Here is a 24573-nt window from a genome sequence, read left to right as displayed (position 1 = left end):
TTATGATGGTGTCGCCGCTATTTTAGCGGCGATAAAATCGGTATGCGCTACATATAAAAGCCCTGCTACTTTACGTATAACGTACTCTTCTTGTGGGTCTAACTCTCCATCGGCATACGCTAATTGCCATAATAGCTCAATTATTTCAATGCGCTGAGCTGCACTGCAATGATCGTTAATTTGCTTTGAAAACTGAAAGTAATCAATCGCCCCATCTAAACTGCTCGCAGCATTTGTTGTTAGCTCATCTACTTCTGTGTCAGTTAAATTAAAGTATTTTTTTAAGGTTACAGTCAGGGTGTGTTGTTCATTATGGTCAAGCTTAGTGTCGGCGCGCATTACTTCAATAAGTAATGCAGCCACAGCTGTTTTTAAATCGTGTGGCTCTATACTTGGCTCTTGATCATCGAATACTGCAAAAAGCTGTTTTATTTGTTTGAACATCACGTTATCCCTTTTTGGGTGTTAGACTGAATATAAAGAAATTGAACTTGTATGAGTAATTAATGGGTATTAAGTTCGCAAATTAAAGGATACATTTTTATGAAAGGATTAAATGCACCGCGCTTAGTAATTGGCAGCGCACTGGTAGCCCTTTCGAGCATTGGCACTGTATTTGCCGAAACTATCGAAAAAGAAAAATCATATGACTTTGATAATAAAGTGCATTATTACCAAACAAAAATTGGCGAAGACAATTATAAAATAGAAATACAATCAGACGATTACAAACACTTTGCTAATCAAAGTATGTTTTTACTGCGCCATGCAGACAGGTTATGCCGTGGCAGAACCTTCATGTTAAAAGTGCTTGAAGGCGTGCAAGAGTACGAACGTTTTCCTACTAAACCACGCGCTTACCAACCACCATTAAACGTTTTACTACAATGTGAAGCACCCGAGAAAAAAGAAAAGTAGTTTATTTTTCGTAGCCCCAAGGCGCTGCTGGTGGAGTAATTGGTTTAGTTAAATCAAAATCCACCTTAAACTCGCGCCCTTTGCGAATTAGCCTATAGGTGAATACCTCAGGATAAATATACATTTGCCATGTATTGCCTGCCGACTGTGCAATAGCTTGTGCTACAAATAATTCTTTAGAATATTGATCAGCTGGAAACGCCTGCATTTGTGCAGAACCCGCATCAAGTGTATGACCGCCATACATAGTTGAGACATCATCGCTACCATCTTTATGGCGATGATCGTGCTTTAAGCTCAAACCACTACCTGTTTTAGTAATGATCCACGTACGTGATGCATCATCACCTACATGAAATGGCACTTGCAGCTCGCTATCAGTACATTTGCGTACATGCATGATTAGTTTTTTATTATCAAATGAGCTTGGGCCTTTTGCGTTATCTACGCTTACTTTGCCCTCAAACGCTTTACCACAATGCACGGCAATATTATTAAAAAACGTATCATGTGTTGGTATAGATACCAAAGGCGCTGGGCGCGCGATGGCCGCTGATGAGGCAAGTAATAACGTTGCTGCCGTTAATAATTTCATAAAGTACTCTTATAATAGTTTTTAATACCATAGCGGTTTAAGCTAAAAATGGGAAATAGCTGCGACAAGTGGCTTTTCTGATCTATTTTTCATTAATGTTAAAAGTGAATGATGGAAGTCTTGAAAAATTACCTCACCCCATATTCGCGAATAAACACCAAAATTTGTATTATCTTGCACGGTCGTTTTTAAAGTTAAAATGGTATTGCCGCTTTTATCTTCACTTAACTCATACCCACCGTAAAGAGGTGAAAAGTATTCGCCGCCTAGTTTTACATGTTTATCGAGTGCATCATCGGGAATAGCATCAGGGTCTATCTCAAATCTATAAAGCATGCGTTTATTTGGCTGCCAATCAGTAATAACTTCTTTAAATATAACCCCTTTTTGCCATTTACTGGTTCTAATTGCACCAACACCCGTAGCATTCATATTTGCTTCTAAGGGTTTAGGTACACCTATTAACTGGGTAAGCGAAAATGGCAATTCTTGTGGCTCTATGGTGCTTACATTTGCAAGCTGCTGCCACACACGGTTTATAGGCGCTTCAATAATTATAGAGTTGGTGACTTCGTACGTTTTTGATAAGTGTAAATAATTAACCTCAATAGGTGAGAGCAATACAGGAAGCAAAGCTATTGAAAGTAAAGAACGGTTAGCGTTTTTTGTTTGACGATTTTTAAAAAAGCCTGCCAGTAAACCACCCATACTTGCAAAGAACATAAAGGCAGGCAAAGCCATGGCCACACAAATACTGCCTTCAAGTAACGTAATAACACTTACAAGTAAAAAAACAAAAATTGGCTGCCAAGCAATTGTCACCATTTGCCTTTTAGTTAATGTTTTTGAGCTTTTAAATTCAAAATGAATACGAATATAGCCAATTGCAACAGGCACTAAAAACATAAAGGAAATAGAAACAAGGCTACTTAAATTATAAGTGTCTAATAGCTCTACAAACAGCCGCATAAATATGCCGTAAAGCGTACCGAGTAAAATACCAATTGATTTAGGGGATTGAATTTGCATTATATTTCTTATTATTTCAGTAACCATTGAACCTAGCAGATGCGCTATTTCAGTTCAATTAAAATACACAGACCACTACTTAGACTAAAGGATAACAGCCCTGCTTTTATAATGCCTCATCTAATCAGAACAAGCAAAAAACACCTAACCATTTGATTTAAAATAAAATTAAATTAAATTGATTTTATAACTAAGACTACCAACTCGCAGGTTTAGCGTTAAATAAAGCCATACACGACCTTTTGCCTATACATTCCTGAGTAAAAGCTGATCTACCCTGCTTCTTCACTATTCATTTGCTTTAACAAAAGCCGTATTAATAAATAAGCAACGAGTAACAGGAGGGACTATGTCAGTAACCCCAAAGGGTAACGAGCCAGAAAAAACAAGCGCATCGCACTTAGATGATGCCAACAGCTATCAAAATAAGCATAAACCAAGTTCAGAGTTTAATACCCGTGACGAATATTTAGAGCACGAGCTGCAAATTATGCAGCCAAAGCGCTGGCGGCCTAATTTACCATTTAGAGACTACCGCTTTGAATTTGAAGACACGATTCCAGCTATGGCGGGCACCATTGGTAAAGTCGTTATGGTGGGGGCTATTGCCGCTACTTTTGCAGCGCCACTAGGTTTAAGTGATGCGTTTGTTTTAGAAAACGTACGCTATGAATTACTCATTGTTTCTATTTTTATTATTTTGTTTTCGGGCTTTATTTTACCCACGGCTAACTTAGCCGGTACTCACGGCCCACTTATTCCTCTTATTCCTATTGTGGTTGCCGCTGGCGGCCACCCTATGGCATTTGGCTTACTCATTGGTGCCTTTGGCTTTATTTTAGCGATAACCAAAGGAGGGAGTTTGCTGGCACGCTTAACCAGTAAAGGTGTGTGTGGGGGCTTACTTATATATTTAGGCTTTATTGGTACTATTTCGCAGGTTAAAAAGCTGTTTGCATGGGCTGAGGCCATTGATATGGCGCACATTGCATTTATTGTTATTTTGGCCACCATTTTATTGTATGCGTTACTAGAGCATTTTAAAAAGCGCTGGCTAGCTGTACCACTAAGTTGCCTTATTGGCGGTGTGGTTGCGTTTGCGCTCGGTGCCCCATTTGAATTTCATACTGCACCGGGTTTACCAAATATGAACCCAGCTTATTGGTGGGGCGAAAACACAGGTTGGATGCTTGGCCTACCGACGCTTGAAAGCTTTGTGGTTGTACTGCCGTTTGCGGTATTGGCTGTAGCTATGTGGTCACCAGATTTTTTAGGGCATCAAGTTTTTCAAAAAATTAGTTACCCACAACGTACTGAAAAAGTACAAATGAACATAGACGATACCATGCTAAGCGCATCAGTTAGACAAACCTTTGGTTCACTTGCCGGTGGTGCTAACTTTACCTCATCGTGGGGGACTTACATTGTACCTGCAGCGATTGCTAAACGCCCTATACCGGCGGGCGCCATTTTAACAGCCGTATTTTGTATTATTGCGGGTTTATGGGGCTACCCAATGGATTTAGCCATTTGGCAACCAGTGCTTTGTGTTGCGCTTATTGTTGGTGTGTTTATTCCGCTGCTTGAGGCGGGTATGGAAATGACACGCGAAGGTAAAACAACGCAATCGGCTGCTATTGTCGTATTTGCGTCAAGCTTGGTTAACCCTGCTTTTGGTTGGTCACTAACTATGCTGCTTGATAACTTAGGCTTAATTGGCTGTAAAGAGCGCAGTGCTAATTTAACTAAAATGAGCCGCTGGGTTATTCCGCTCATTATGTTTGTGGTTTTAACCACAGTAATGGCCATTGTTGGCATGCTGCCAGGTATACCTGCGCTAATGGCTGATTTTAGACATTAATAACTAAAAGCCTTTAGGATATAAAAAAGCGCGGCTGATATACTCAGCCGCGCTTAGTTTTCATATGTAATTTAATTATTTAGCCTTACTGCCAAGGGCGCTCAGCAGCAAGTTGGTTTTCAAACGTATCAATTTGTGGGTTTAGCGTTTCGGTCACACCAATAAAGTCTAAGCCACTTAATAAACGCTCTTTTACGTCTTTACGAATATCAAAACTAATTGGCGCAAATTTATCGCTTGTCAGTGTTTGGTTTTCAAGATCAATTTGAATGTTTATATCGTCGTGCTGCTCGCTAAGTACAAACAGTTGCTCAAGCGTGTCGGCTGGTAGCGCAATGGCTAGCATTTGGTTGTTACCACAGTTATTAAAGAAAATATCAGCAAAGCTTTCTGCTAAAATCACTTCAAAACCATATTGCTTAAGCGCCCAAGGTGCATGCTCACGCGATGAGCCACAACCAAAGTTGTCGCGCGTTAATAATATTTGCGCACCTTGGTAGCACGGGCGGTTTAAAATAAAATCAGGGTTTGGTTCGCCGTTTTCTAGGTAACGCCAATCGTAAAACAGTGCCGCATCAAAACCATCACGGCTAGTAGATGTTAAAAACTGTTTAGGAATGATTTGGTCTGTATCTACATTGTTTTTATCAAGTGGGGCCATTAAGCCACTAAAAAATACGCTCATTAGGCTTCTCCTCTAATATCAACAAAGTGACCATGTATTGCAGCAGCTGCCGCCATTGCAGGGCTTACTAAATGCGTGCGCCCGCCACGACCTTGGCGGCCTTCAAAGTTACGGTTAGACGTAGATGCACAGCGCTTGCCCGCTTCTAAACGGTCGTCGTTCATTGCTAAACACATTGAGCAGCCCGGCTCGCGCCATTCAAAGCCTGCCGCTTTAAAAATATCGGCTAAGCCTTCGTCCTCTGCTTGCTTTTTAACTAAGCCAGAGCCCGGTACAATAAGTGCTTCAATGCCAGCTACAACTTGCTTACCTTCAACAATTTTTGCCGCTGCACGTAAATCTTCAATACGGCTATTAGTACACGAACCAATAAATACCGTATCTACTTTTGCGCTTGATAATTTATCGCCCGCTTTTAAGTCCATGTATCTAAGTGCACTGCGTATAGCATCGGCTTTAATTAAATCAGGTTCTTGGTCAGGATCTGGTATGCATTCATCAACGCCAATTACTTGCTCTGGGCTTGTGCCCCAGGTAATTTGTGGCTGAATATCGTTAGCTTCAAGCTCAACAACTAAGTCAAACTCAGCGCCTTCATCTGTCTTTAAGGTTTCCCAGTACTTAACTGCGGCGTCAAAGTCAGCGCCTTTAGGCGCAAATGGGCGGCCTTTTAAGTAATCATATGTAATTTTATCTGATGCTATTAAACCCGCTTTAGCACCCATTTCAATGCTCATGTTACATAGCGTCATACGGGCTTCCATTGAAAGTGCTTCAATGCCTTCACCACAAAATTCAGCAACATAACCTGTGCCACCAGCAGTACCTAATTTACCAATAACCGCCATTATTAAATCTTTAGAGGTTACCGTTGGGCGAAGCACACCGTTAATTTGAATTTTTAACGACTTTGCCTTTTTTTGCTGTAGCGTTTGCGTTGCTAAAACGTGCTCAACCTCAGACGTACCAATACCGTGTGCTAATGCGCCAAAGGCACCATGCGTAGAGGTATGGCTATCACCACATACAATGGTAGTGCCAGGCAAGGTAATACCTTGCTCTGGGCCCATTACATGCACAATACCTTGGTTAATTGAGTTTAAATCGTAAAGTACAATGCCAAACTCTTTACAGTTTTTATCTAGTGCCATTAACTGGTTTTTAGATACTTCGCTTGCGGCATCAAGTGATCGGCTTTTAGTCGATACGTTATGATCCATCGTTGCAAAGGTTTTTTCAGGGCAACGTACTTTACGGTTTTTTTCACGTAGGCCTGCAAAGGCCTGCGGTGATGTAACCTCATGCACTAAATGGCGGTCAATATAAAGTAAATCAGTTTGCTCGTTTATGCTGGCAACGGTATGTGCTTGCCAAATTTTGTCGTATAACGTTTGGGCCACTTGCTAATTCCCTACTCTGTTAAGTCGCAGCATAACGGTGCTGCGCCTTTAATAATTAAATACGTGAAACGATGGCTGCTGCCACATCGCTTGTGCTGTATCCACCTTGTGGGTAGATATCTGGCGTGCCAACGCCTGCTTCAACGGCTTCGGCTACGGCTTTTTCAATGGTGCGCGCTGCTTCGTCTTGCCCTAATGAGTAACGTAGCATAAGTGCGGCACTTAAAATTTGTGCAATCGGGTTTGCAACGCCTTTGCCTGCAATATCTGGCGCTGAGCCACCAGCAGGTTCATACAAACCAAAGCCCGATTGATTTAAGCTTGCTGATGGTAATAAGCCCATAGAGCCTGTGATCATCGCACACTCATCTGACAAAATATCACCAAATAAGTTATCGCAAAGTAGTACGTCAAACTGGCTAGGCTGTTTAACTAACTGCATCGCTGCGTTATCTACGTATATATAATCTAGGCTTACTTCTGGGTAGTCTTTGCTTACTTCGGTAACTACTTCACGCCATAATACGCTTGATGCAAGTACGTTGGCTTTATCTACCGAGGTTACATGGTTACTACGTAATTTTGCCGCTTCAAAGGCAAAGCGGGCAATGCGTTCAATTTCTTTACGTGAGTATGTTTGTGTATCGAATGCGGCTTCTTCAGCGCCCTCTCCACTTCGGCCTTTTTCACCAAAGTAAATGCCACCTGTAAGCTCGCGCACACATAAAATATCAAAGCCTTTTTCGCTAATATCTGCACGTAATGGCGATGCTGCACTAAGTGCGGGTAAAAGTTGTGCTGGGCGTAAGTTACAAAACAAACCAAAATGCTTACGAAGCGGTAAAAGCGATGCACGCTCAGGTTGCTCGTTTGGTGGTAGGTTTTCCCACTTAGGGCCACCTACTGAGCCAAATAAAATGGCATCGGCGTTTTCACATGCGCTTAGCGTTTTTGGTGGTAATGCTTCACCAAATTCGTCAATGGCTGCGCCACCAATAGCATGATGCTGGCGGTTCAGGGTAAAACCAAACTTATTGCTTACAGCATCAAGTACTTGCTCTGCTGCTGCCATTACTTCTGGGCCAATACCGTCGCCAGCTAATACTGCAACGCTGTAGTTTGTTTTACTCATCCTGCTTTCCTTTGTTGTTTTAAATCAGACACTTTTTGTGCACGATAAATTAAGTTGTAAACACGGATCATGGCGCGTACCGACGCCTCTACCACATCCGCAGCAATACCCGCACCGTGATAAGGGCGGCCATCGTATTTAGCAATAATGTTTACTTGACCAAGCGAGCTTGCGCCTTGCCCTGTCGCTTCTAAGTTGTATTCAATCATTTCAACGCTCATACCGGTTAAGCGCTCAATTGCCGCAAACGAGGCTTCAACAGGGCCATTACCTGTGGCAGCTTCTTGTTTTGCTTCGCCATTAATTAACATCCCAATGGTAGAGCTGGCTACCGACTGCGAGTTAGACGCTGAGTTTACAAACTCTAATTGGTATTTTTCGTCTTTGTCGTTAATTTGATTAAAGTAAATCATGGCTTCAAGGTCGTAATCGTATACGGTGCCTTTTTGATCAGCTAATGCTAAAAAGCTCTCGTATAAGCTGTCCATGTCGTAATCAGCTTTTTGGTAACCTAACTCTTCTAAGCGGTGCTCAATAACATGACGACCCGAACGCGAAGTCATATTTAATTGGTTATTTGGCACACCTACGCTTTCTGGCGACATAATTTCGTAAGTATTTTGCGCTTTTAATACGCCATCTTGGTGAATGCCCGAGCTATGTGCAAAAGCGTTTTCGCCCACAATGGCTTTATTTGGCTGAACCGGCATATTACAAATTTTTGCCACTTGGCGAGATGCGCGATAAATTTCTTCGCTTTTAATATCGGTATGTACTTTTAAGTGGTCTTTGCGCATTTTCATGATCATCGCCACTTCTTCAAGCGAACAGTTACCCGCACGCTCACCAATACCATTTATTGTACATTCAATTTGGCGAGCACCCGCTTGTACAGCGGCTACCGAGTTAGCTACAGCTAAACCTAAATCGTTATGACAATGTACACTTAAACGCGCTTTATCAATATTTGGCACGTTATTCATTAAATGGCGGATCATTGCAGCGTATTCGTCTGGCGTTACAAAGCCAACTGTATCTGGCAAGTTAATAGTAGAGGCACCCGCATTAATTGCCTGCTCAACAATTTTACATAAATCCCAATGCGGCGTACGCCCTGCATCTTCACACGAAAACTCAACATCATCAGTGTAGTTACGCGCTAATTTAATTGATTTAACCGCCATTGCAGTTGCGTCATCTAGGCTCATGCGTAATTTATGTTCAAGGTGCAAAGGACTTGTGGCAATAAAAGTATGAATACGGCTTTGCTGTGCTGTGCGAAGTGCTTCGCCACAGGCTTCAATGTCTTTAGCAACAGAGCGTGCTAAACCACAAATAATCGGTCCTTTTACTTCGGTTGCAATACGTTGCACCGAGCGAAAATCAGCAGGGCTCGAAACCGGAAAACCCACTTCCATCACATCAACATTCAAGCGGCTAATAGTATGCGCTAACTGAATTTTATCGTCTTCTGTAAGGCTTGCTTTAAGTGCCTGCTCGCCATCACGTAAGGTGGTATCAAAAATCCATACTTTATCTTTGTCTTGCATAACTGCCCCTCATTCCTCTATTACCCAAATTTCAATTTATCCCAGCCGCGAGATAAAAAAAACCCCGCAATTGCGGGGTTTTTAATGTTTAACTCGATGCAAACACACTAATCCCCGCTCACTGACCATAGCAGTAAGAGGTTAAGTTTTAGTGTAATTAAACGAATATTTTGCATCTTGTTTCTTGTGTGTGTGTTCAGTGAGGCCTATTTTTAACATTACAGCGCAGTGGGTGCAAGCATAAATATTCCACGCAGCATATTTAAAATCGAATTAAACAGAAAGATTAATCTAACAAGAGTCTACTTAAAGAATTAAAAACTCACAAATAGGTGCGCTTATGTTTAATTTAATAAGCGCTTTAGAATACTCTGCTTATATTAACTTTTTGCTATTTTTTTAAGCTACGCTTCTTTATTTGTTTCTCTGATGTAATGCCCTGCACCGCGAGTAATATAACGTAGCTGCCAAATAACACGCTCAATTAATTCATCACGTTGCTGGCCTTCAATGTCGAGTGCTTCAGCACCGGCATTAAATACCAGCGTAACCATGGCTTCGGCCTGAATATAAGCGTGGATTGAATCGCACTTGGTTTCGCTTTCTAAATAATGCGCAAGTTCTAAAATAAAGTGTTTTACTTCGCGTGCAACAGCGGCTCTAAAGGCTTTGGAGGTGCCAGAGCGCTCGCGTAGTAGTAATCTAAATTGGTTGCTTGAGTTATCAATAAACTCCATAAAGGTAACAACCGAAGTATTTATTACGCTGCCGCCACTGGCTATACGTCTGCGGGCTTGGCGCATAAGCTGGCGAAGCGTTAAACCGGCTTCGTCGACCATTGTTAAGCCTAGCTCGTTCATGTCTTTAAAATGGCGATAAAAAGAGGTGGGGGCAATTCCGGCTTCACGCGCAACTTCGCGCAAACTTAAATTTGAAAAACTATGATCAGCACTTAGCTGATTAAATGCCGCCTCAATTAAGGCTTGTCGTGTTTTTTGCTTCTGTTGTGCTCTAACACCCGACATCCACAGCTCCCTGAGTAATTTTATATGAAGTTTTAATGATAATTAGCCTAATTGTCTAGTCTAATACTTGACGACAAGAGATTGAAACACTATTTTAGCTTACAGTTGTACGCTGAGAGTAAATACGATGAATAAACCACCAATTATTTGGACAAACGTCCTATTTTTTAGCCTAACCTTTTTGGCGGCTGTCACACTTGTACCTTGGTACGGCATTAGCTACGGATTTACCAGCGCACATTGGATTGCATTTGTAGGCTGCATGTTTTACGCGGGCCTATCTATCACTGCCGGATACCACAGATTATGGGCGCACAAAGCGTATAATGCACACCATGCAGTTGAATTTATTTTTGCACTTGGTGGCGCCTTTGCTTTGCAAAACAGTGCCCTGCATTGGAGTAGCGATCATCGCATACACCACGGTCAAGTAGACGACCCAGTAAAAGACCCATACGCCGCAACAAACGGTTTTTGGTACAGCCACATAGGCTGGATGCTTCGTGATTACCAAGGCGATAGTTATAGCGACTATAGTAACTGCCGCGACTTACAACGCAATAAAATAGTGATGTGGCAACACAAACACTATTTAAAGCTTGCTATTGCTATGAACGTAGGCCTTCCACTTGCACTTGGATTTTTAGTTGGCGATGTATGGGGCATGTTAATTTTAGCCGGCTTACTACGCTTAGTATTAAGCCAGCACTTTACTTTTTTTATTAATTCAGTTGCTCACATTTGGGGCTCACGCCCATACACTGAAAAAAATACAGCACGTGATAACGGCTTTTTAGCTTTATTTACTTATGGTGAGGGATATCATAACTTCCACCACATTTTTGCAAGCGACTACCGTAACGGTATTAAGTGGTTTCATTACGATCCAACCAAATGGATGATCCGCTCTTTAGCTGCTATTGGTTTAGCTAACAAATTAAAGCGCACACCCGTTGAACGTATAGAAAAAGCCAAAGCAGAAACACTAATGAGTAAAACGCAAACTCGCCTTGCAAAATTGCCTTTAGCCCAAGATAAGCTTACATTATTACAACAAGAGTACGATTTACTGCTGAAAAAACTGCAAAATTATTGTTCACTACAAAAACAAGTGTTAGAAGTTAAAAAAAATAACATGGCAAAGCAGTGTGAACAATCAGCATTAATGGCACAATACCATGAGTTGGAAGCCGCCTGGGAAAATCAAAAACAGGCATGGCTAGCACTTAATGCGAGGTTATTAAAAGCCTCTTTTAATTAATTTAGGAGTGGCTGTGGCCAAACAACCAGAACAAAAAAAAGTACCCGTGACATACCAATATGACGCAATAATTATTGGCACGGGTCCTGGCGGTGAAGGTACCGCCATGAACCTTTCAAAAAACGACAAAAAAGTAGCGGTTATTGAACGCCAAGAAACTGTAGGCGGTGGGTGTGTACATTGGGGTACTATTCCTTCAAAAGCACTACGTCACTCGGTTAGTCGCTACATTGAATATAAAGCAAACCCGTTGTTTAATGTTGGCGAGCGCCCTAGCCGCTTAACGTTTCCTGATATTTTACGTCATGCAAGTTCGGTTATTTCGAAACAGTCTAATTTACGTAGTAGTTTTTACGATCGTAACCGCATTCATATGTTTCAAGGCGACGCGAGCTTTGTAGATAAGCATACTATTGAAGTTAAACGTAATGACGGTTCAACAGAGCGATTAACGGCTAAAACAATTGTAATCGCCACCGGCTCACGCCCTTATCGTCCACCAGAGGTAGACTTTAGCCATTCTCGTATTTACGAAAGTGACACTATACTCGGCCTTGAGCACGACCCACATCGCGTACTTATATACGGTGCGGGTGTTATTGGCTGTGAGTATGCTTCTATTTTTAAAGGCTTAGGTGCTAAAGTTGATTTAGTTAACACCCGCGACCGTTTACTTGCCTTTATGGATGCTGAAATATCAGATGCGCTAAGCTACCACTTTTGGAATAGCGGTATTGTTATTCGCCATAATGAAGAGTTTGATCGTATAGAAACACGTGATGACTGCGTTATAATGCATTTAAAATCAGGCAAGCGTGTAAAGGCTGACTGTATTTTATTTGCCAATGGTCGTACCGGTAATACTGATACACTGAACCTTGAAGCCATTGGCTTAAAAGCTGATAGCCGTGGTCAACTAAAAGTGAACGAAACATACCAAACAGAAATCGATAATGTTTACGCAGTAGGCGATGTTATTGGTTACCCAAGTCTTGCCAGCGCAGCGTTTGACCAAGGCCGTATAGCTGCTGATGCGATTGCCTGCGGTAACTGCGACGACCGCCTGATTATTGATATTCCGGCAGGTATTTATACGATTCCAGAAATGAGCTCTGTAGGTAAAACAGAGCAAGAGCTTACAGCAGCTAAAGTACCTTATGAAGTTGGCCGTGCTCAGTTTAAGCATTTAGCGCGCGCGCAAATTGCAGGCACTGAAGTAGGTAGCTTAAAAATATTATTCCACACCGAAACCAAAGAAGTACTTGGCGTACATTGCTTTGGTGAACGTGCCTCTGAAATTGTTCACATTGGCCAAGCCATTATGGAACAAAAAAATGGCGGCAATAATATCGATTACTTCGTAAATACCACATTTAACTACCCAACGATGGCTGAAGCCTACCGTGTTGCAGCGTTAAATGGTTTAAATCGCTTATTTAAATAATCGCTTCAATAAGTAGTTTTAAAAGCCTTTATAAATAGGTAACAAAAAACCCGCAACTTAGCGGGTTTTTTACTTTTAAACAGTTTTAAAGCTTGTTTAAGTGGCTATTACTTATGGTACTTAGCACTTAGCTCATGTACTGCATTAATGAATACGCCAGCATTTTCAGGATCTACATCTGGTGTGATACCGTGGCCTAAGTTAAACACGTGGCCATTGCCTGTGCCAAAATCTTCTAAGATAGTACCTACTTCTTGGCGTATACGATCTGGCGTACCGTGAAGCATTGACGGGTCCATATTACCTTGCAGCGCCACTTTATCGCCTACACGGCGTTTAGCGTCGCTAATGTTAATAGTCCAATCTAGGCCTACTGCATCACAGCCTGTAGCCGCTATTGCTTCAATCCATTGGCCACCGTTTTTAGTAAATAGCGTTACGGGTACTTTACGACCATCGTATTCGCGGATTAAACCATCAACAATTTTATGCATGTACTGCAATGAGAACTCATTGTAATCGCGCGGGCTTAATACACCACCCCACGAGTCAAATACCATTAGTGATTGTGCACCCGCTTTTACTTGCGCGTTTAAGTAATCAATCACTGAATCAGCTAGTTTATCGAGTAATAAATGCAGTGTTTGCGGCTCTGCAAACGCCATTTTCTTAATTTTACCGAATACTTTACTGCTACCGCCTTCAACCATGTAAGTAGCAAGTGTCCACGGTGAACCCGAAAAACCAATTAATGGTACTTCGCCTTTAAGTTCACGACGTATGGTACTTACTGCATTCATTACATAACCAAGCTCGTCTGTAGGATCGAGTTTTGGAATCTTTTTAACATCAGCAAGTGACGAAATTGGGTTTTCAAACTTAGGACCTTCGCCAGTTTCAAAGTACAAACCTAAACCCATTGCGTCAGGAATGGTTAAAATATCGCTAAATAAAATAGCGGCATCTAACGGGTAACGACGAAGTGGTTGTAGTGTTACCTCACAGGCAAGTTCAGCATTACGGCACAGGCTCATAAAATCGCCCGCTTGTGCACGTGTAGCACGGTACTCTGGTAAATAGCGTCCTGCTTGGCGCATCATCCATACCGGGGTTACATCAACAGGTTGTTTTGCAAGTGCACGTAAATAACGGTCGTTTTTTAATTCGCTCATAGCGTAAATGATCCTAAGGCTTATAGAAATTGTGCAAGATTGTACCACCATATTCATCGCCCCTCTATTGCTTAAGAGCGAAAAGACAACTTCCTGGTGCGAGATCACGTTTTGTTGCTATATTCGTCTGTTTTGATTACTAAATAAGCAAAAAGAACTAACAATAAAAACTTTTTGTTAATATGTTTGCAACATCACAAAAACCTTGTTATTGTTTGTCCCGCGTTAACAAAAACAATAATAAAAATCTTAAAACAATAAAAATAATAGCTTTAAAATAATAACAATAAAAATTATCTCATAAAAATAAGAAAGCTTGTATAAACAAGTCACTGAAAGAAATTAGACCACCGTAACTGGTGGTTTTTTCTTGCCTGCAATAAAATTTCCCCGCTGGAATAACTTTTAAAAAACACAACCTTCTAGAAGGCTACTTTACTTGTTGATATACACGCTAATTAAATATATCTTGATGTATATAAACCGATTATATTTTAATTAAAAAGACCAACCCAGCTAGGAGAACAATTATGCTGACGCGTGTAGAAAAAGCTCAACAAAAATGGGGTGGTAGCCACACAGTAATTGATAAATGGCTTAACGAACGCCAAGAACTTATTGTGTTGTATTGCAAGATTGCAGGCTTTTCGCCGTACGATAAAAAAGATCATGCGTTACCTGAGCCGCAAGTTATTGAGTCTTTTTGCCAACTTTTAATGGATTACCTATCGGCGGGCCATTTTGAAGTGTATGACGATATTGCAAAAGCATGTGAAAAAAAGGGTTTGCAAAGCCAAGAACTGGCAAATTCTATTTACCCGCGTATTTCTAGCACAACCGATGTTGCACTGGATTTTAATGATAAATACGCCGAAGTAGATAAAGAAGACTTATTAGCAGACTTTGATAAAGATTTATCAGTTATTGGTGAGGCACTTGAAGCACGTTTTGCGCTTGAAGATGAGCTGATTGATAACTTGTTTTCTAATCACTAAGATTAATTAAGCACATTAAAAAAGGGACCTAAGGTCTAATGCCAGTCAGTTAAGCTGACTGGTATTTTTCTTTTTGGTGGGGTATTTGCTTGGTTTGGGTTTGACCCAGCGAGGGTAAGATCTGTCCTCCCGCCGTATTGGAAGCTCATAATAAGTCAGTTGATTGATGAGGTTTTCATACAACACGGGTAGCTTTCCTGGGCTTGTAAGCCCTGTTGTAAGTAGGAATGCCACAACCGCGCTTGAGCACCCGCTGAAGCTTAGCTGATTTGGCCAGATACCTTTACGTTTAGCCGCTTCGGTCATAGCCACTCTTATCAAGTTATAAGCAAGCAGTAACCCCCACAATTCTTGTTCAACCATGTCTGGGCGTTTGCTTCTAAGCGTGTATTCACTGTTCAGTAGCGTGTGTTTCATTTCACGATACCCTAACTCAATTTCCCAGCGGTGGCTGTATAAGTCTACAATTTCCTCACTGGGGTAACGCATTACATCGGTAAGCGATGTAAGAATTCGGCACTCTTTCCCTTTAACTTTTTTCGTAATTAGTCGCGCCTCAATCTCGTCCGGCAGCTCGGGGAACTTCTTTCTCGCTTGTGGTGTGGCTCTCAGCCTTACCCGCTTATCTACACGGCTATAACTTTTTATTACATCAAACTGAAGCCCTTTTCTTGCCGGTATCATCCAGTGTCTTTCCTCTCCCGCTTTTTGCCATTGATGCAGCAAGCCTAAGGAATAAAAACCACGGTCAAACAGGGTCAGTGAATGATTCGGGGTATCATTAATTAGCTGCTCTGCTAGCACCATTTCATTCGATTTGTACTTATCAAATGCACTATTAATGAGTTGGTGGCTTGTCAGTTCCATTTGGCACACCATGCGGATTTGAGGAAATGCCGTATCGCCATACTGAGTACTACCAGAGCCATACTTTTCACGGTTTTGAGCGGTATCACCCGTTCTCCACACAACCCCATCGACACCGAGCAAATTTAGTCCACTCCATGTTTCGAATTTATTTTGTTGATACCAATGCTTGGCCATCTTCTTAAAGGATTGTTCGACAGCTTCGGTTCCTAGGCGCTGTCGCGCCTGAACCATCGCACTGGGTGCAACAAGCGGTGCTTTACCTGGTAGTGCAATATCCATCTTAGTCGCAATATTCCACACTGACTCTTGCCTAAAAAGACTCATCCCCATGACACACCACATCACAGATTCAAGAGGTAAGCGACGCTTTCTGACGGTGGCGACTCCTGCTTCAACAAAAGCCTCATCAATAATAGATGGCTGTAGAAATGACGAGAGTTTTTCAAACGAATGAAATTGGGTACTGGCATTAAATGCGGTGTCTAAAGCTGTTTTAATATTCATAAAAAAATCCGATGGCAAATGCTCATCGGATTCTTACATCTATAAAAGATCGGTCAACCGATCATTAAAATATTTCTTAACTGATCGGCATTAGCCTTTAGGCTCCTTTTTTATTTGTACAATAAACTTATTATTGTGCAGGTGCTTCTTCGTTTTGAATTTCAAGTAATTCTACTTCAAATACTAATGTTGAATTAGCAGGGATTTTACCTAAATCGCGATCGCCGTAAGCAAGTTCTGAAGGAATAGTGAACTTGTACTTAGAACCTACAGACATAAGCTGTAAACCTTCAGTCCAACCAGCAATTACACGGTTAAGAGGGAAAGTTGTAGGCTCGTTACGAGCGTATGAGCTATCAAACTCAGTGCCGTCTAATAAAGTACCTTTGTAGTGAACTTTAACTACATCAGTTGCTGCTGGCTTTTCGCCGTCGCCTTCGCTAAGAACTTCATACTGAAGACCAGACTCAGTTACTGTAACGCCTTCTTTTTTAGCGTTGTCAGCTAGGTATTTAACACCTGCTTCTTTGCTTTTCTCAGACTCTACTTTTGCTTTTGCTTCTTGTTTAGTACGAACTGATGTATCTAGCTCGGTAAGTACTTCACGAATTTTTTCTTCGTCAATTTTTGCATTACCAGCAAGCGCATCTTCAAAACCACGAATTAAAAGTGCTTGGTCTAGCTCAATACCAATTTCTGATTTGTCTGCTAGGTCTTTATTTAAAAAGTTACCTACAGATGCACCAATACCGTATGCTTGTTGCTGTTCTACAGTGTCTAATTTAACTTCAGCTTGTTCTTTTTTTGCTTCTTGATTACAAGCTGTAAGCGCTAAAACTGACGCTGCAATCAATGACAATCTAATCGTCTTTTTCATTTTAAATCTCCGACACACTTTGCAGTTGCCATTTTAATGTATTATTACTAGTTAAAGATCAACGGCCCACATGATAGGCTGCTTGTTTAATGACTAAATTTCACGTTGTTAGCTAAACTAAAACATATCCAGTGATTAGACAAACAACCTAGGCCTTAAACGTGACCTAGTCTAACCTCTCAATCACGAAGAGTTAAGGGAAAATACCTGTATTATGTCGATATTTCGTACTTTTTTAATCGTATTTAGCTGTTTTTTAGCTATCGCCTGTACCGAAAAAAAACAGCAGGCTGTAGCTAGTTACGAACACGCAGCGCAAGGCGCGTTTTCGTCAGCGTTATCTAACGATGGTAAATACAGTTTGATCTCCTCTATCAACCATGGGGTCGCATTGTGGGATAATCAACAGCAAGTATTAAAATACCAGTGGTATCAGCAGCAATCGCAAGACAGTTTAGTTTATGCCGTTGCTATAGCGTTTGATAACAGCGTGGCCGTTACCGCAGAAAAAACCACTTTTGCCGTATGGGATATAGCCACTGGCAAAAATAAAGGTTACTACGAAATACAAAAAGCCAGTATTCGTGATATTGCTATTAGTAACCAAGGTCGCAGCGTTTTATATGGGCGAAGCGACGGTGTTGTCGTATTTGTAAACCTAGAAACAGGACGTCGTATTGAATTTTTAGGTCATCAGGATAAAGTTAATACTGTTGACCTATCACCTAACGGACGCTACGCCTTAAGTGGCTCTAACGATTACGTTGCGTATTTTTGGGACACACGTACGGGGCAAGTAATTCATCGCTTTAACCACCCTACTCGTGTTACCCAAGTAACGCTTGACCCACAAGGTCGCTATGCATTTACCGCAGATAGTATGAAGCAAGCACATGTATGGAAGCTGACTACAGGTGACCTTGTGAGTAAACTGGCGTATATTGCGCGTCAGAAAATTTTTACTGCGGTACGCTTTAACGAACAAGGCACATTGCTCGCAACGGGTTCGCCTAATAAACGTGTTGATTTATGGCAATTACCCAGCGGTGAAAAAATTCAAACTTGGCAAGTAACGCCGCGCGAAGGCAGCAAGCCTAAATCGGCAGTGGTGTTAGATGTAACGTTTATACAAAACGGCAAGTCGTTGTTAACCGAGAGCTCAAGCGGTATCGCTGAGCGCTTTATTATACGAGAAGATAATGAACACAATTGAACATCGCTTAATGGAACTTGAAGCCAAAGTGGCTTTTCAAGACGAAACGATTGATATATTAAATGACGAGCTAAAAGCACACCAACAGCAGCTTGCAAAAATGAAGCGCCAAACTGAGCTACTAGCAGAAAAGCTAAAAGAGTCGCAGCAGCCATCGTTAATGTCGCAAATGCAAGAGCCTCCGCCACCGCATTACTAAAGTGGGTTAAAATAAAAACCGGGTTAATCGCCCGGTTTAAACACACCAATTACTTGTTCAAATTGGCGAGTTGACGCCTGAACAGCGTTATCGGGTTGCGACATTTTATGCCCACACTCAACACACTCTACTTTTTCAACATCATGTTCTCTGTATAGCATCATGGTATCCATAGCTTTACACTCAGGGCACGATGCACCAGCAATAAATCGCTTCTTTTGTCTCACAACATTTTTCCTGTGGTTTGAACTGCCTATATTTTATCGTATAACGTCACCTGTTGATACGCTTGATAAGAGCATTAAGTTCTATGCTATGATAGCGCCAACTTAACAAGGGCACAGCAAAGTAACGCATTCATGATCCAAATCTCAGAAATAGAACTACTTCGTGGCGGTAAAGCCTTATTAAAAAATGCATCAGCCACTTTATTTCCAGAACATAAAGTTGGCCTTGTAGGTGCCAATGGTTGCGGAAAATCAACGTTATTTGGTTTATTAAAATCAGAACTACAGTTAGACGCCGGCAGCTGCAGCATCCCTAAAGATTGGTCTATCTCCTCTGTTAAGCAAGAAACTCCAGCACTTGAAATAAGTGCACTTGATTATGTACTGCAAGGGCATCCTGAATATTACGCATTGCGTATTGCCCTACGTGAAGCAGAGCGAACAAACGATGGCGACACACAAGCCAAAGTGCATATTCAACTAGAAAACATAAAAGGTTATAGCATTGAGTCAACTGCGGGCGAACTATTACACGGCTTAGGCTTTGCCAATAATCAAATAGAAAACCCCGTAAGTGCGTTTTCAGGTGGTTGGCGCATGCGTTTAAACCTTGCGCAAGCACTAATTCGTGATGCCGATTTACTGCTACTTGATGAACCAACTAACCACCTCGATTTAGACGCAGTGTATTGGCTTGAGCGCTTTTTACGCGCCTACACAGGCACCCTTGTGCTTATATCGCATGACCGTGAGTTTTTAGATGCAGTGGTTGATCAAATTTGGCATGTAGATAAGCAACTTATTAATGTGTACAAAGGTAACTATTCGCAATTTGAGCGCCAAAAAGCAGAGCGCCTATTACAACAGCAAGCAATGTTTGACAAGCAGCAAGAGCAAATTGCACACCTTGAGCAGTTTATTACTCGTTTTAAGGCAAAAGCTAGCAAAGCAAAACAAGCACAAAGCCGTGTAAAAGCGCTAGAGCGAATGGAAAAGCTAGCACCAGCTCACGCTGACTCACCGTTCAATTTTGAATTTGCAGAGCCTACAGCCCTACCAAACCCGCTAATGAGTTTAGATAAAGCTAAAGCGGGTTATGGTGAAGTGACTATTTTAAATAATATAGAGCTTAACTTAGTACCTGGTAGTCGCATTGCTTTACTTGGTAGAAATGGCGCAGGTAAATCAACGCTAATTAAACTACTCTCTGGTGACTTAGAGCCACAAGCAGGTAAGGTTGTGCAGCATCATGGTTTAAATATTGGTTATTTTGCGCAGCATCAACTTGAATCGCTTGATTTAAAAGCCAGCGCGATTACACATTTACAACGTTTAAACCCAAAAGCTACTGAACAATCACTACGTGACTTTTTAGGTGGCTTTGCCTTTATTGGTGATAAAGCTCTAGAGCCAGTAGCGCCCTTTTCGGGCGGTGAAAAAGCACGCTTAGTCCTTGCTATGCTGGTGTATCAAAAGCCTAACTTACTACTGCTTGATGAGCCTACCAACCACCTTGATTTAGAAATGCGCCACGCACTTGTTATGGCACTACAGGGTTTTGAAGGCGCAATGGTTACTGTATCGCACGACCGCCACATGCTTAAAAACACCGCTGATGAGTTTTATTTAGTAGATGATGGCAAAGTAACTCAATTTGGCTACGATTTAGATGCGTATTATCAGTGGTTACTAAATGCGAATAAAGAAGCAGTAAAAGCCCAGCAAAGTGATGAGCCTAAAGCTAACTCAGGTATTAACCGAAAAGAGCAAAAACGCTTAGAAGCCGAATTTAGAAAAGCCATTCAACCGCTTAAAAAGCAAATTGAAAAGCTTGAAAAACAACTAGACAAATACTCTGCAGAGCTTAGCGAAGTAGAAGTGGCCCTTGGCGATAACGAACTCTACAACGACGACAATAAAGCCCAATTAAAAGAGCTAATTGCTAAGCAAGCAACGCTAACACCTAAACTTAACGACATTGAAGAAGAGCTCCTTATGGCTCTTGAAGAAATGGAAGAAAAAGAACAGGCTTTTACCGATGAACTTGCTCAATAGCGACCGTTTTTGGCAATTTTCGTGCACCTTGTACGCAAAGCCTGGGCAACAACAAACCTTGCTGGCACTACAAAACCAGCAAGGTAAAAACGTTAATCTGTGTTTATTATTACTGTATTTAGACTCACTTAAACTAAGTATCAATGCCGAGCAGCTCAGTACTTTAATAGAGTCAATTGACGAATTTGATACGCAAGCACTTAATCCACTGCGCTCTGCCCGTAGCTATTTAAAAGCAAATCAGGAGACGATTGCTGACTACACAAAAATACGTGAAGAGTTATTAAGCGCAGAGTTAAAGCTTGAAAAACAGCAACAGCAAATGCTTGTTGATAAAGCTAACCAGTTTAAAATGGTAGAAGTGATAAAACCTAATAATATCGAGCTATACGTAAAGCTAGCCTAAATTAAAACAGCGCTTCGGTAATAATCTAATAGTCTTTAAAACATGATCTAAATCAACTTAGAGTGGTTACTCTTCCCACTTAGAAAAATAGTTTGATCTCGATCACATTACTCCCTGCAAACTCCCTCTATGATTAACTCATCAACCAACGAGGAGAAAACTCATGAACGTATTCTTTAGAGACTTTTTTAGCGACCCTGTATTATTTATGTCTTTTGGGATCTTAGGTGTCGTGATTTCTCTTTGTTTATTTTACGCTTTTTACTTTATTAAAAAAATAAGTGAAGCGGAAGTTCCTGATTAGCATTAAAAATTAAGCACGACGCACTAAAGCGCCTTATTAGTTTACTAGTTAGGCGCTTTTTATTTTCTGCAGCGAAAAATTTGATACACTAGCTTTTCGTTTAATACAAAGTGCGTAGTACAAACATGATCTCTCAGTTCAAACCAGCATGGTGGATGACCAATCGTCACGTTCAGACCATAATGCCGCGTTTTTTCCGCCCATTTCACCATACTCGCTACGAACTTGAGCAGCTTGATACACCTGATGGTGACTTTATCGAGCTTGCTTGGTCGCTTCCACATAACGAAACAGCTCCACTTGCCGTTGTTTTACATGGTCTTGAAGGCAACATAAATAGCTTTTATGCCAAAGGCATGATGAAGGCCTTAAAAAAACAAGGTTATGCAGTAGTGCTTATGCACTTTAGAAACTGCTCAACTGAAGTAAATCGCCTTCCGCGCGCATATCACAGTGGTGATACAGCAGATTTAGCTTTTTTTATTGACCATTTACGCCAACAATTTCCAACACGCCCGATTATGGCCGTAGGGTTTTCGCTAGGTGGCAATGTGCTGGCTAAATACTTAGGTGAAGAGCGCGAAACATGCCCATTAAGTGCAGCAGCGGTAGTATCGGCACCTTATGATTTATCCTCTTCAAGCGATGTTATTCGTAAAAGCTTAGGTAAAATTTACCAAAAATATCTGCTCGATAGAATGAAAAAGTCAATGCAACGCAAATTGCCGCAAATAAAGCAGCAAATACCGATTACTACCGACCAACTAATGGAAATTGACGATTTATTAGAGTTTGATAACCAGCTAACTGCACCATTACATGGCTTTGAAAACGCACACGATTACTATCGTAAAGCCAGCGCTATGCCGTACTTAAAAGACATCGCTATTCCTACGCTTATTATTCACGCTAAAGACGACCCAATGCTCTCTATTAAAGCCGTACCGAGTAGGCAAGATGTAAGTGAGCATGTTACGCTGTGCGTCTCAGAGAAAGGCGGCCACGTAGGTTTTATTAGCGGTAACAACCCTTTTAAACCTGTATTTTGGTTAGAGAAAGCCGTGCCATATTATTTTGGCCAACACATATTAAATAAAGCGAGTAACAAGCAGTAATGATTATCCCTTTTGAACAACTCGATAAAGACACTCTTTATAATTTAATTGAAAGTTATGTACTGCGCGAAGGCACTGATTACGGTGAGCAAGAAATAACAATTGAAAGCAAAGTCGCTCAGGTTAACCAACAACTAAAAAGCGGCGAAGCGATGGTGTTTTTTTCAGAGCTACATGAGTCAGTAACTATAATTTCAAAAGGCGAATTTAAAGCACTACAAAGTGAAGAGCATGTGGCGCAGTCATTTGATTAAAGCGTAACACTTGTAACTTTTGAACTGAACGTACACAATGGCTTTTTACCCAAAGAGCCAAAACATGATAAAACTCAGCACTCTAGTGGTAGCCATATCACTAGCATTAACACCTCAAGCCTTTGCAGAGCAAGTAAAAAGCCCGTCAGACAAAGCAGTTAAACTTGCCAAAGACACTATTTTAATAGATACCCACATTGATGTACCTTACCGTATACACGAAGGCTGGGTTGATGTAACTAAAGCTACCGCTGATGGCGACTTTGACTACCCTCGCGCCGTTAAAGGCGGTTTAAACGCCCCATTTATGTCGATTTATATTCCTGCGCATTTAGAGTTTGAAGGCAAAGGTAAAAGTTACCAGTTAGCCAATCAAATGATTGATAGTATGGAAGCCATCGCTCAGCGCGCACCTGATAAGTTTGCCATTGCCAGCTCAAGCGCTGATATTGAAGAGCAGTTTAAACAGGGCAAGCTGTCTATTGCGATGGGTATGGAAAACGGTTCACCAATTGAAGGCGATATGAAAAACCTTCAGCACTTTTATGACCGTGGTATTCGCTACATCACGCTAGCTCACTCGCAAAGCAATCATATTTCTGACTCTTCTTACGATATACGCCGTAAATGGAAAGGTTTAAGCCCATTTGGTAAAAAGCTTATCACTGAAATGAACAATGTAGGTATGTTAGTCGATGTATCTCATATTTCAGATGATGCGTTTTATCAAGTAATGGAGCTCTCTAAAACGCCGGTAATTGCCTCGCATTCATCGCTACGTAAATATACGCCAGGTTTTGAGCGAAATATGAATGACGATATGCTACTCGCACTTAAAGAAAATGGCGGTGTTATTCAAATTAACTTTGGCTCAAGCTTTGTTACCGCAAAAGCTGGTAGCTGGGGTAAACAGTTAAAAAGTTCAAAAGAGTCAGCTAAAAAAGAAGGCACTAAGTTAAGTAAAGATTTTGATGCTGCGTATCGTGCTAAGAACCCATACCCATATGCAAGCCTTGAACAGGTGCTGGATCATATTGACCACGTTGTTGAGCTAATTGGTATTGATTATGTTGGTATTGGTTCTGACTACGATGGCGTGGGTGATTCACTGCCAATTGGTTTAAAAGATGTGTCTAGCTACCCTAATCTTGTTCAAGGTTTAATGGATAGAGATTATAGCGATGCTGATATCAAAAAGATTTTAAGTGGCAATTTATTAAGAGTGTTAAAACAAGCTGAAAAGTACGCTAAGAAACACTAGCGGGTAAGTTGTCAAAGAGTTTTATGAATAGCACGGCTTGAAGTCGTGCTTTTTTATGCCTTAATTATATTTAAATTACTTAAACTTAAACACAAACGTAGCCCTCTAAATTTAACTCCGAGCTACTGAAAGCTGATAGCTGAAAACTAATCACTTTTCTTCAGACATTAAAAAAGGCCACCTAAGTGACCTTTTTCTAATAATTAACTTAAAAGTTAACT

General features: G+C 41.2%; 24 protein-coding genes. 12 read left to right on the top strand and 12 right to left on the bottom strand.

The window, feature by feature from the left end:
- Nucleotides 1-444 carry a tellurite resistance TerB family protein gene (locus CWC11_RS12665; protein WP_138682972.1) on the bottom strand — a complete coding sequence of 148 codons (444 nt, stop codon included), beginning with the start codon at nucleotides 442-444 and terminating at the stop codon, nucleotides 1-3.
- Between the two features lie 99 nt (nucleotides 445-543).
- Here CWC11_RS12665 and CWC11_RS12660 point away from each other — a divergent pair, with 99 nt between their 5' ends.
- A complete protein-coding gene (locus tag CWC11_RS12660) occupies nucleotides 544-918 on the top strand; it encodes a hypothetical protein (protein WP_138682971.1) in 375 nt (124 codons plus the stop codon).
- Between the two features lies 1 nt (nucleotide 919).
- On the opposite strand, the gene CWC11_RS12655 is transcribed toward CWC11_RS12660, so the two are convergent.
- Both CWC11_RS12655 and CWC11_RS12650 read right to left on the bottom strand, forming a co-directional pair.
- A complete protein-coding gene (locus CWC11_RS12655; protein WP_138682970.1) occupies nucleotides 920-1513 on the bottom strand; it encodes a hypothetical protein in 594 nt (197 codons plus the stop codon).
- Between the two features lie 42 nt (nucleotides 1514-1555).
- Nucleotides 1556-2542: an SRPBCC family protein gene (locus CWC11_RS12650; RefSeq protein WP_138682969.1), complete on the bottom strand. Its 987-nt coding sequence runs from the start codon at nucleotides 2540-2542 to the stop codon at nucleotides 1556-1558.
- A gap of 349 nt (nucleotides 2543-2891) precedes the next feature.
- Here CWC11_RS12650 and CWC11_RS12645 point away from each other — a divergent pair, with 349 nt between their 5' ends.
- Entirely contained in the window at nucleotides 2892-4403 is a 1512-nt protein-coding gene (locus CWC11_RS12645; RefSeq protein ID WP_138682968.1) for a DUF3360 family protein, read from the top strand.
- Nucleotides 4404-4488: 85 nt separating this feature from the next.
- On the opposite strand, the gene leuD is transcribed toward CWC11_RS12645, so the two are convergent.
- The 5 genes from leuD to fabR all read right to left on the bottom strand — a co-directional run bounded on the left by leuD (nucleotide 4489) and on the right by fabR (nucleotide 10195).
- Complete coding sequence (leuD, locus tag CWC11_RS12640; RefSeq protein ID WP_138682967.1) at nucleotides 4489-5088, bottom strand: 3-isopropylmalate dehydratase small subunit; 600 nt, start codon at nucleotides 5086-5088, stop codon at nucleotides 4489-4491.
- On the bottom strand, nucleotides 5088-6488 hold the full coding sequence (gene leuC, locus CWC11_RS12635) for a 3-isopropylmalate dehydratase large subunit (RefSeq protein ID WP_138682966.1): 1401 nt from the start codon (nucleotides 6486-6488) through the stop codon (nucleotides 5088-5090). Before leuC ends, leuD begins: the two co-directional genes overlap by 1 nt.
- Before the next feature lie 55 nt (nucleotides 6489-6543).
- Nucleotides 6544-7620, bottom strand: a complete 1077-nt coding sequence (leuB, locus tag CWC11_RS12630) for a 3-isopropylmalate dehydrogenase (RefSeq protein WP_004589388.1) — start codon at nucleotides 7618-7620, stop codon at nucleotides 6544-6546.
- Nucleotides 7617-9170, bottom strand: coding sequence for a 2-isopropylmalate synthase (gene leuA / locus CWC11_RS12625; protein ID WP_138682965.1), 1554 nt, complete (start codon nucleotides 9168-9170; stop codon nucleotides 7617-7619). The genes leuB and leuA overlap by 4 nt, the downstream gene beginning before the upstream one ends.
- A 404-nt stretch (nucleotides 9171-9574) precedes the next feature.
- Nucleotides 9575-10195, bottom strand: coding sequence for an HTH-type transcriptional repressor FabR (gene fabR / locus CWC11_RS12620; RefSeq protein WP_058547975.1), 621 nt, complete (start codon nucleotides 10193-10195; stop codon nucleotides 9575-9577).
- A 127-nt stretch (nucleotides 10196-10322) separates the two neighbouring features.
- On the opposite strand from fabR, the gene CWC11_RS12615 reads away from it, so the two are divergent.
- On the top strand, nucleotides 10323-11456 hold the full coding sequence (locus CWC11_RS12615; protein ID WP_138682964.1) for an acyl-CoA desaturase: 1134 nt from the start codon (nucleotides 10323-10325) through the stop codon (nucleotides 11454-11456).
- A 13-nt stretch (nucleotides 11457-11469) separates the two neighbouring features.
- The gene (gene sthA, locus CWC11_RS12610; protein ID WP_171038424.1) at nucleotides 11470-12900 is read left to right on the top strand and encodes a Si-specific NAD(P)(+) transhydrogenase; all 1431 of its coding nucleotides are present in this window, start codon (nucleotides 11470-11472) and stop codon (nucleotides 12898-12900) included.
- A gap of 107 nt (nucleotides 12901-13007) precedes the next feature.
- Here the strand turns inward: sthA and hemE are convergent, their stop codons facing one another.
- A complete protein-coding gene (gene hemE / locus CWC11_RS12605; RefSeq protein ID WP_138682963.1) occupies nucleotides 13008-14072 on the bottom strand; it encodes a uroporphyrinogen decarboxylase in 1065 nt (354 codons plus the stop codon).
- A 530-nt stretch (nucleotides 14073-14602) separates the two neighbouring features.
- On the opposite strand from hemE, the gene CWC11_RS12600 reads away from it, so the two are divergent.
- Nucleotides 14603-15067: an Rsd/AlgQ family anti-sigma factor gene (locus tag CWC11_RS12600; protein ID WP_058547978.1), complete on the top strand. Its 465-nt coding sequence runs from the start codon at nucleotides 14603-14605 to the stop codon at nucleotides 15065-15067.
- A 45-nt stretch (nucleotides 15068-15112) separates the two neighbouring features.
- Here CWC11_RS12600 and CWC11_RS12595 read toward each other — a convergent pair whose 3' ends face one another.
- Entirely contained in the window at nucleotides 15113-16441 is a 1329-nt protein-coding gene (locus tag CWC11_RS12595; RefSeq protein ID WP_138682962.1) for an IS4 family transposase, read from the bottom strand.
- Nucleotides 16442-16571: 130 nt separating this feature from the next.
- On the bottom strand, nucleotides 16572-17318 hold the full coding sequence (fkpA, locus tag CWC11_RS12590) for an FKBP-type peptidyl-prolyl cis-trans isomerase (RefSeq protein ID WP_138682961.1): 747 nt from the start codon (nucleotides 17316-17318) through the stop codon (nucleotides 16572-16574).
- 214 nt (nucleotides 17319-17532) lie between these two features.
- Between fkpA and CWC11_RS12585 the strand changes: the two genes are divergently transcribed.
- Together CWC11_RS12585 and CWC11_RS12580 are read left to right on the top strand one after the other, a co-directional pair.
- Nucleotides 17533-18531, top strand: a complete 999-nt coding sequence (locus CWC11_RS12585) for a WD40 repeat domain-containing protein (RefSeq protein ID WP_138682960.1) — start codon at nucleotides 17533-17535, stop codon at nucleotides 18529-18531.
- Nucleotides 18518-18730, top strand: coding sequence for a SlyX family protein (locus CWC11_RS12580; protein ID WP_058547981.1), 213 nt, complete (start codon nucleotides 18518-18520; stop codon nucleotides 18728-18730). Before CWC11_RS12585 ends, CWC11_RS12580 begins: the two co-directional genes overlap by 14 nt.
- A gap of 23 nt (nucleotides 18731-18753) precedes the next feature.
- On the opposite strand, the gene CWC11_RS12575 is transcribed toward CWC11_RS12580, so the two are convergent.
- Nucleotides 18754-18957, bottom strand: a complete 204-nt coding sequence (locus tag CWC11_RS12575) for a YheV family putative zinc ribbon protein (protein ID WP_058547982.1) — start codon at nucleotides 18955-18957, stop codon at nucleotides 18754-18756.
- A gap of 132 nt (nucleotides 18958-19089) precedes the next feature.
- On the opposite strand from CWC11_RS12575, the gene CWC11_RS12570 reads away from it, so the two are divergent.
- From CWC11_RS12570 to CWC11_RS12550, 5 genes are all read left to right on the top strand, one after another.
- Nucleotides 19090-21012: an ATP-binding cassette domain-containing protein gene (locus CWC11_RS12570; protein ID WP_138682959.1), complete on the top strand. Its 1923-nt coding sequence runs from the start codon at nucleotides 19090-19092 to the stop codon at nucleotides 21010-21012.
- Nucleotides 20996-21418 carry a TIGR02444 family protein gene (locus CWC11_RS12565; protein WP_138682958.1) on the top strand — a complete coding sequence of 141 codons (423 nt, stop codon included), beginning with the start codon at nucleotides 20996-20998 and terminating at the stop codon, nucleotides 21416-21418. The genes CWC11_RS12570 and CWC11_RS12565 overlap by 17 nt, the downstream gene beginning before the upstream one ends.
- Nucleotides 21419-21847: 429 nt before the next feature.
- On the top strand, nucleotides 21848-22837 hold the full coding sequence (locus CWC11_RS12560) for a hydrolase (protein ID WP_138682957.1): 990 nt from the start codon (nucleotides 21848-21850) through the stop codon (nucleotides 22835-22837).
- Entirely contained in the window at nucleotides 22837-23091 is a 255-nt protein-coding gene (locus tag CWC11_RS12555) for a YheU family protein (RefSeq protein WP_138682956.1), read from the top strand. Before CWC11_RS12560 ends, CWC11_RS12555 begins: the two co-directional genes overlap by 1 nt.
- A 64-nt stretch (nucleotides 23092-23155) precedes the next feature.
- Nucleotides 23156-24352, top strand: coding sequence for a dipeptidase (locus CWC11_RS12550; RefSeq protein ID WP_138682955.1), 1197 nt, complete (start codon nucleotides 23156-23158; stop codon nucleotides 24350-24352).
- Nucleotides 24353-24573: the final 221 nt, after the last annotated feature.

It is taken from the genome of Pseudoalteromonas sp. S3178, assembly GCF_005886985.1.
Taxonomy (GTDB): domain Bacteria; phylum Pseudomonadota; class Gammaproteobacteria; order Enterobacterales; family Alteromonadaceae; genus Pseudoalteromonas; species Pseudoalteromonas carrageenovora.
Note: the sequence above shows the minus strand (reverse complement) of the source record. Positions and strands in the feature narration are given on the sequence as shown.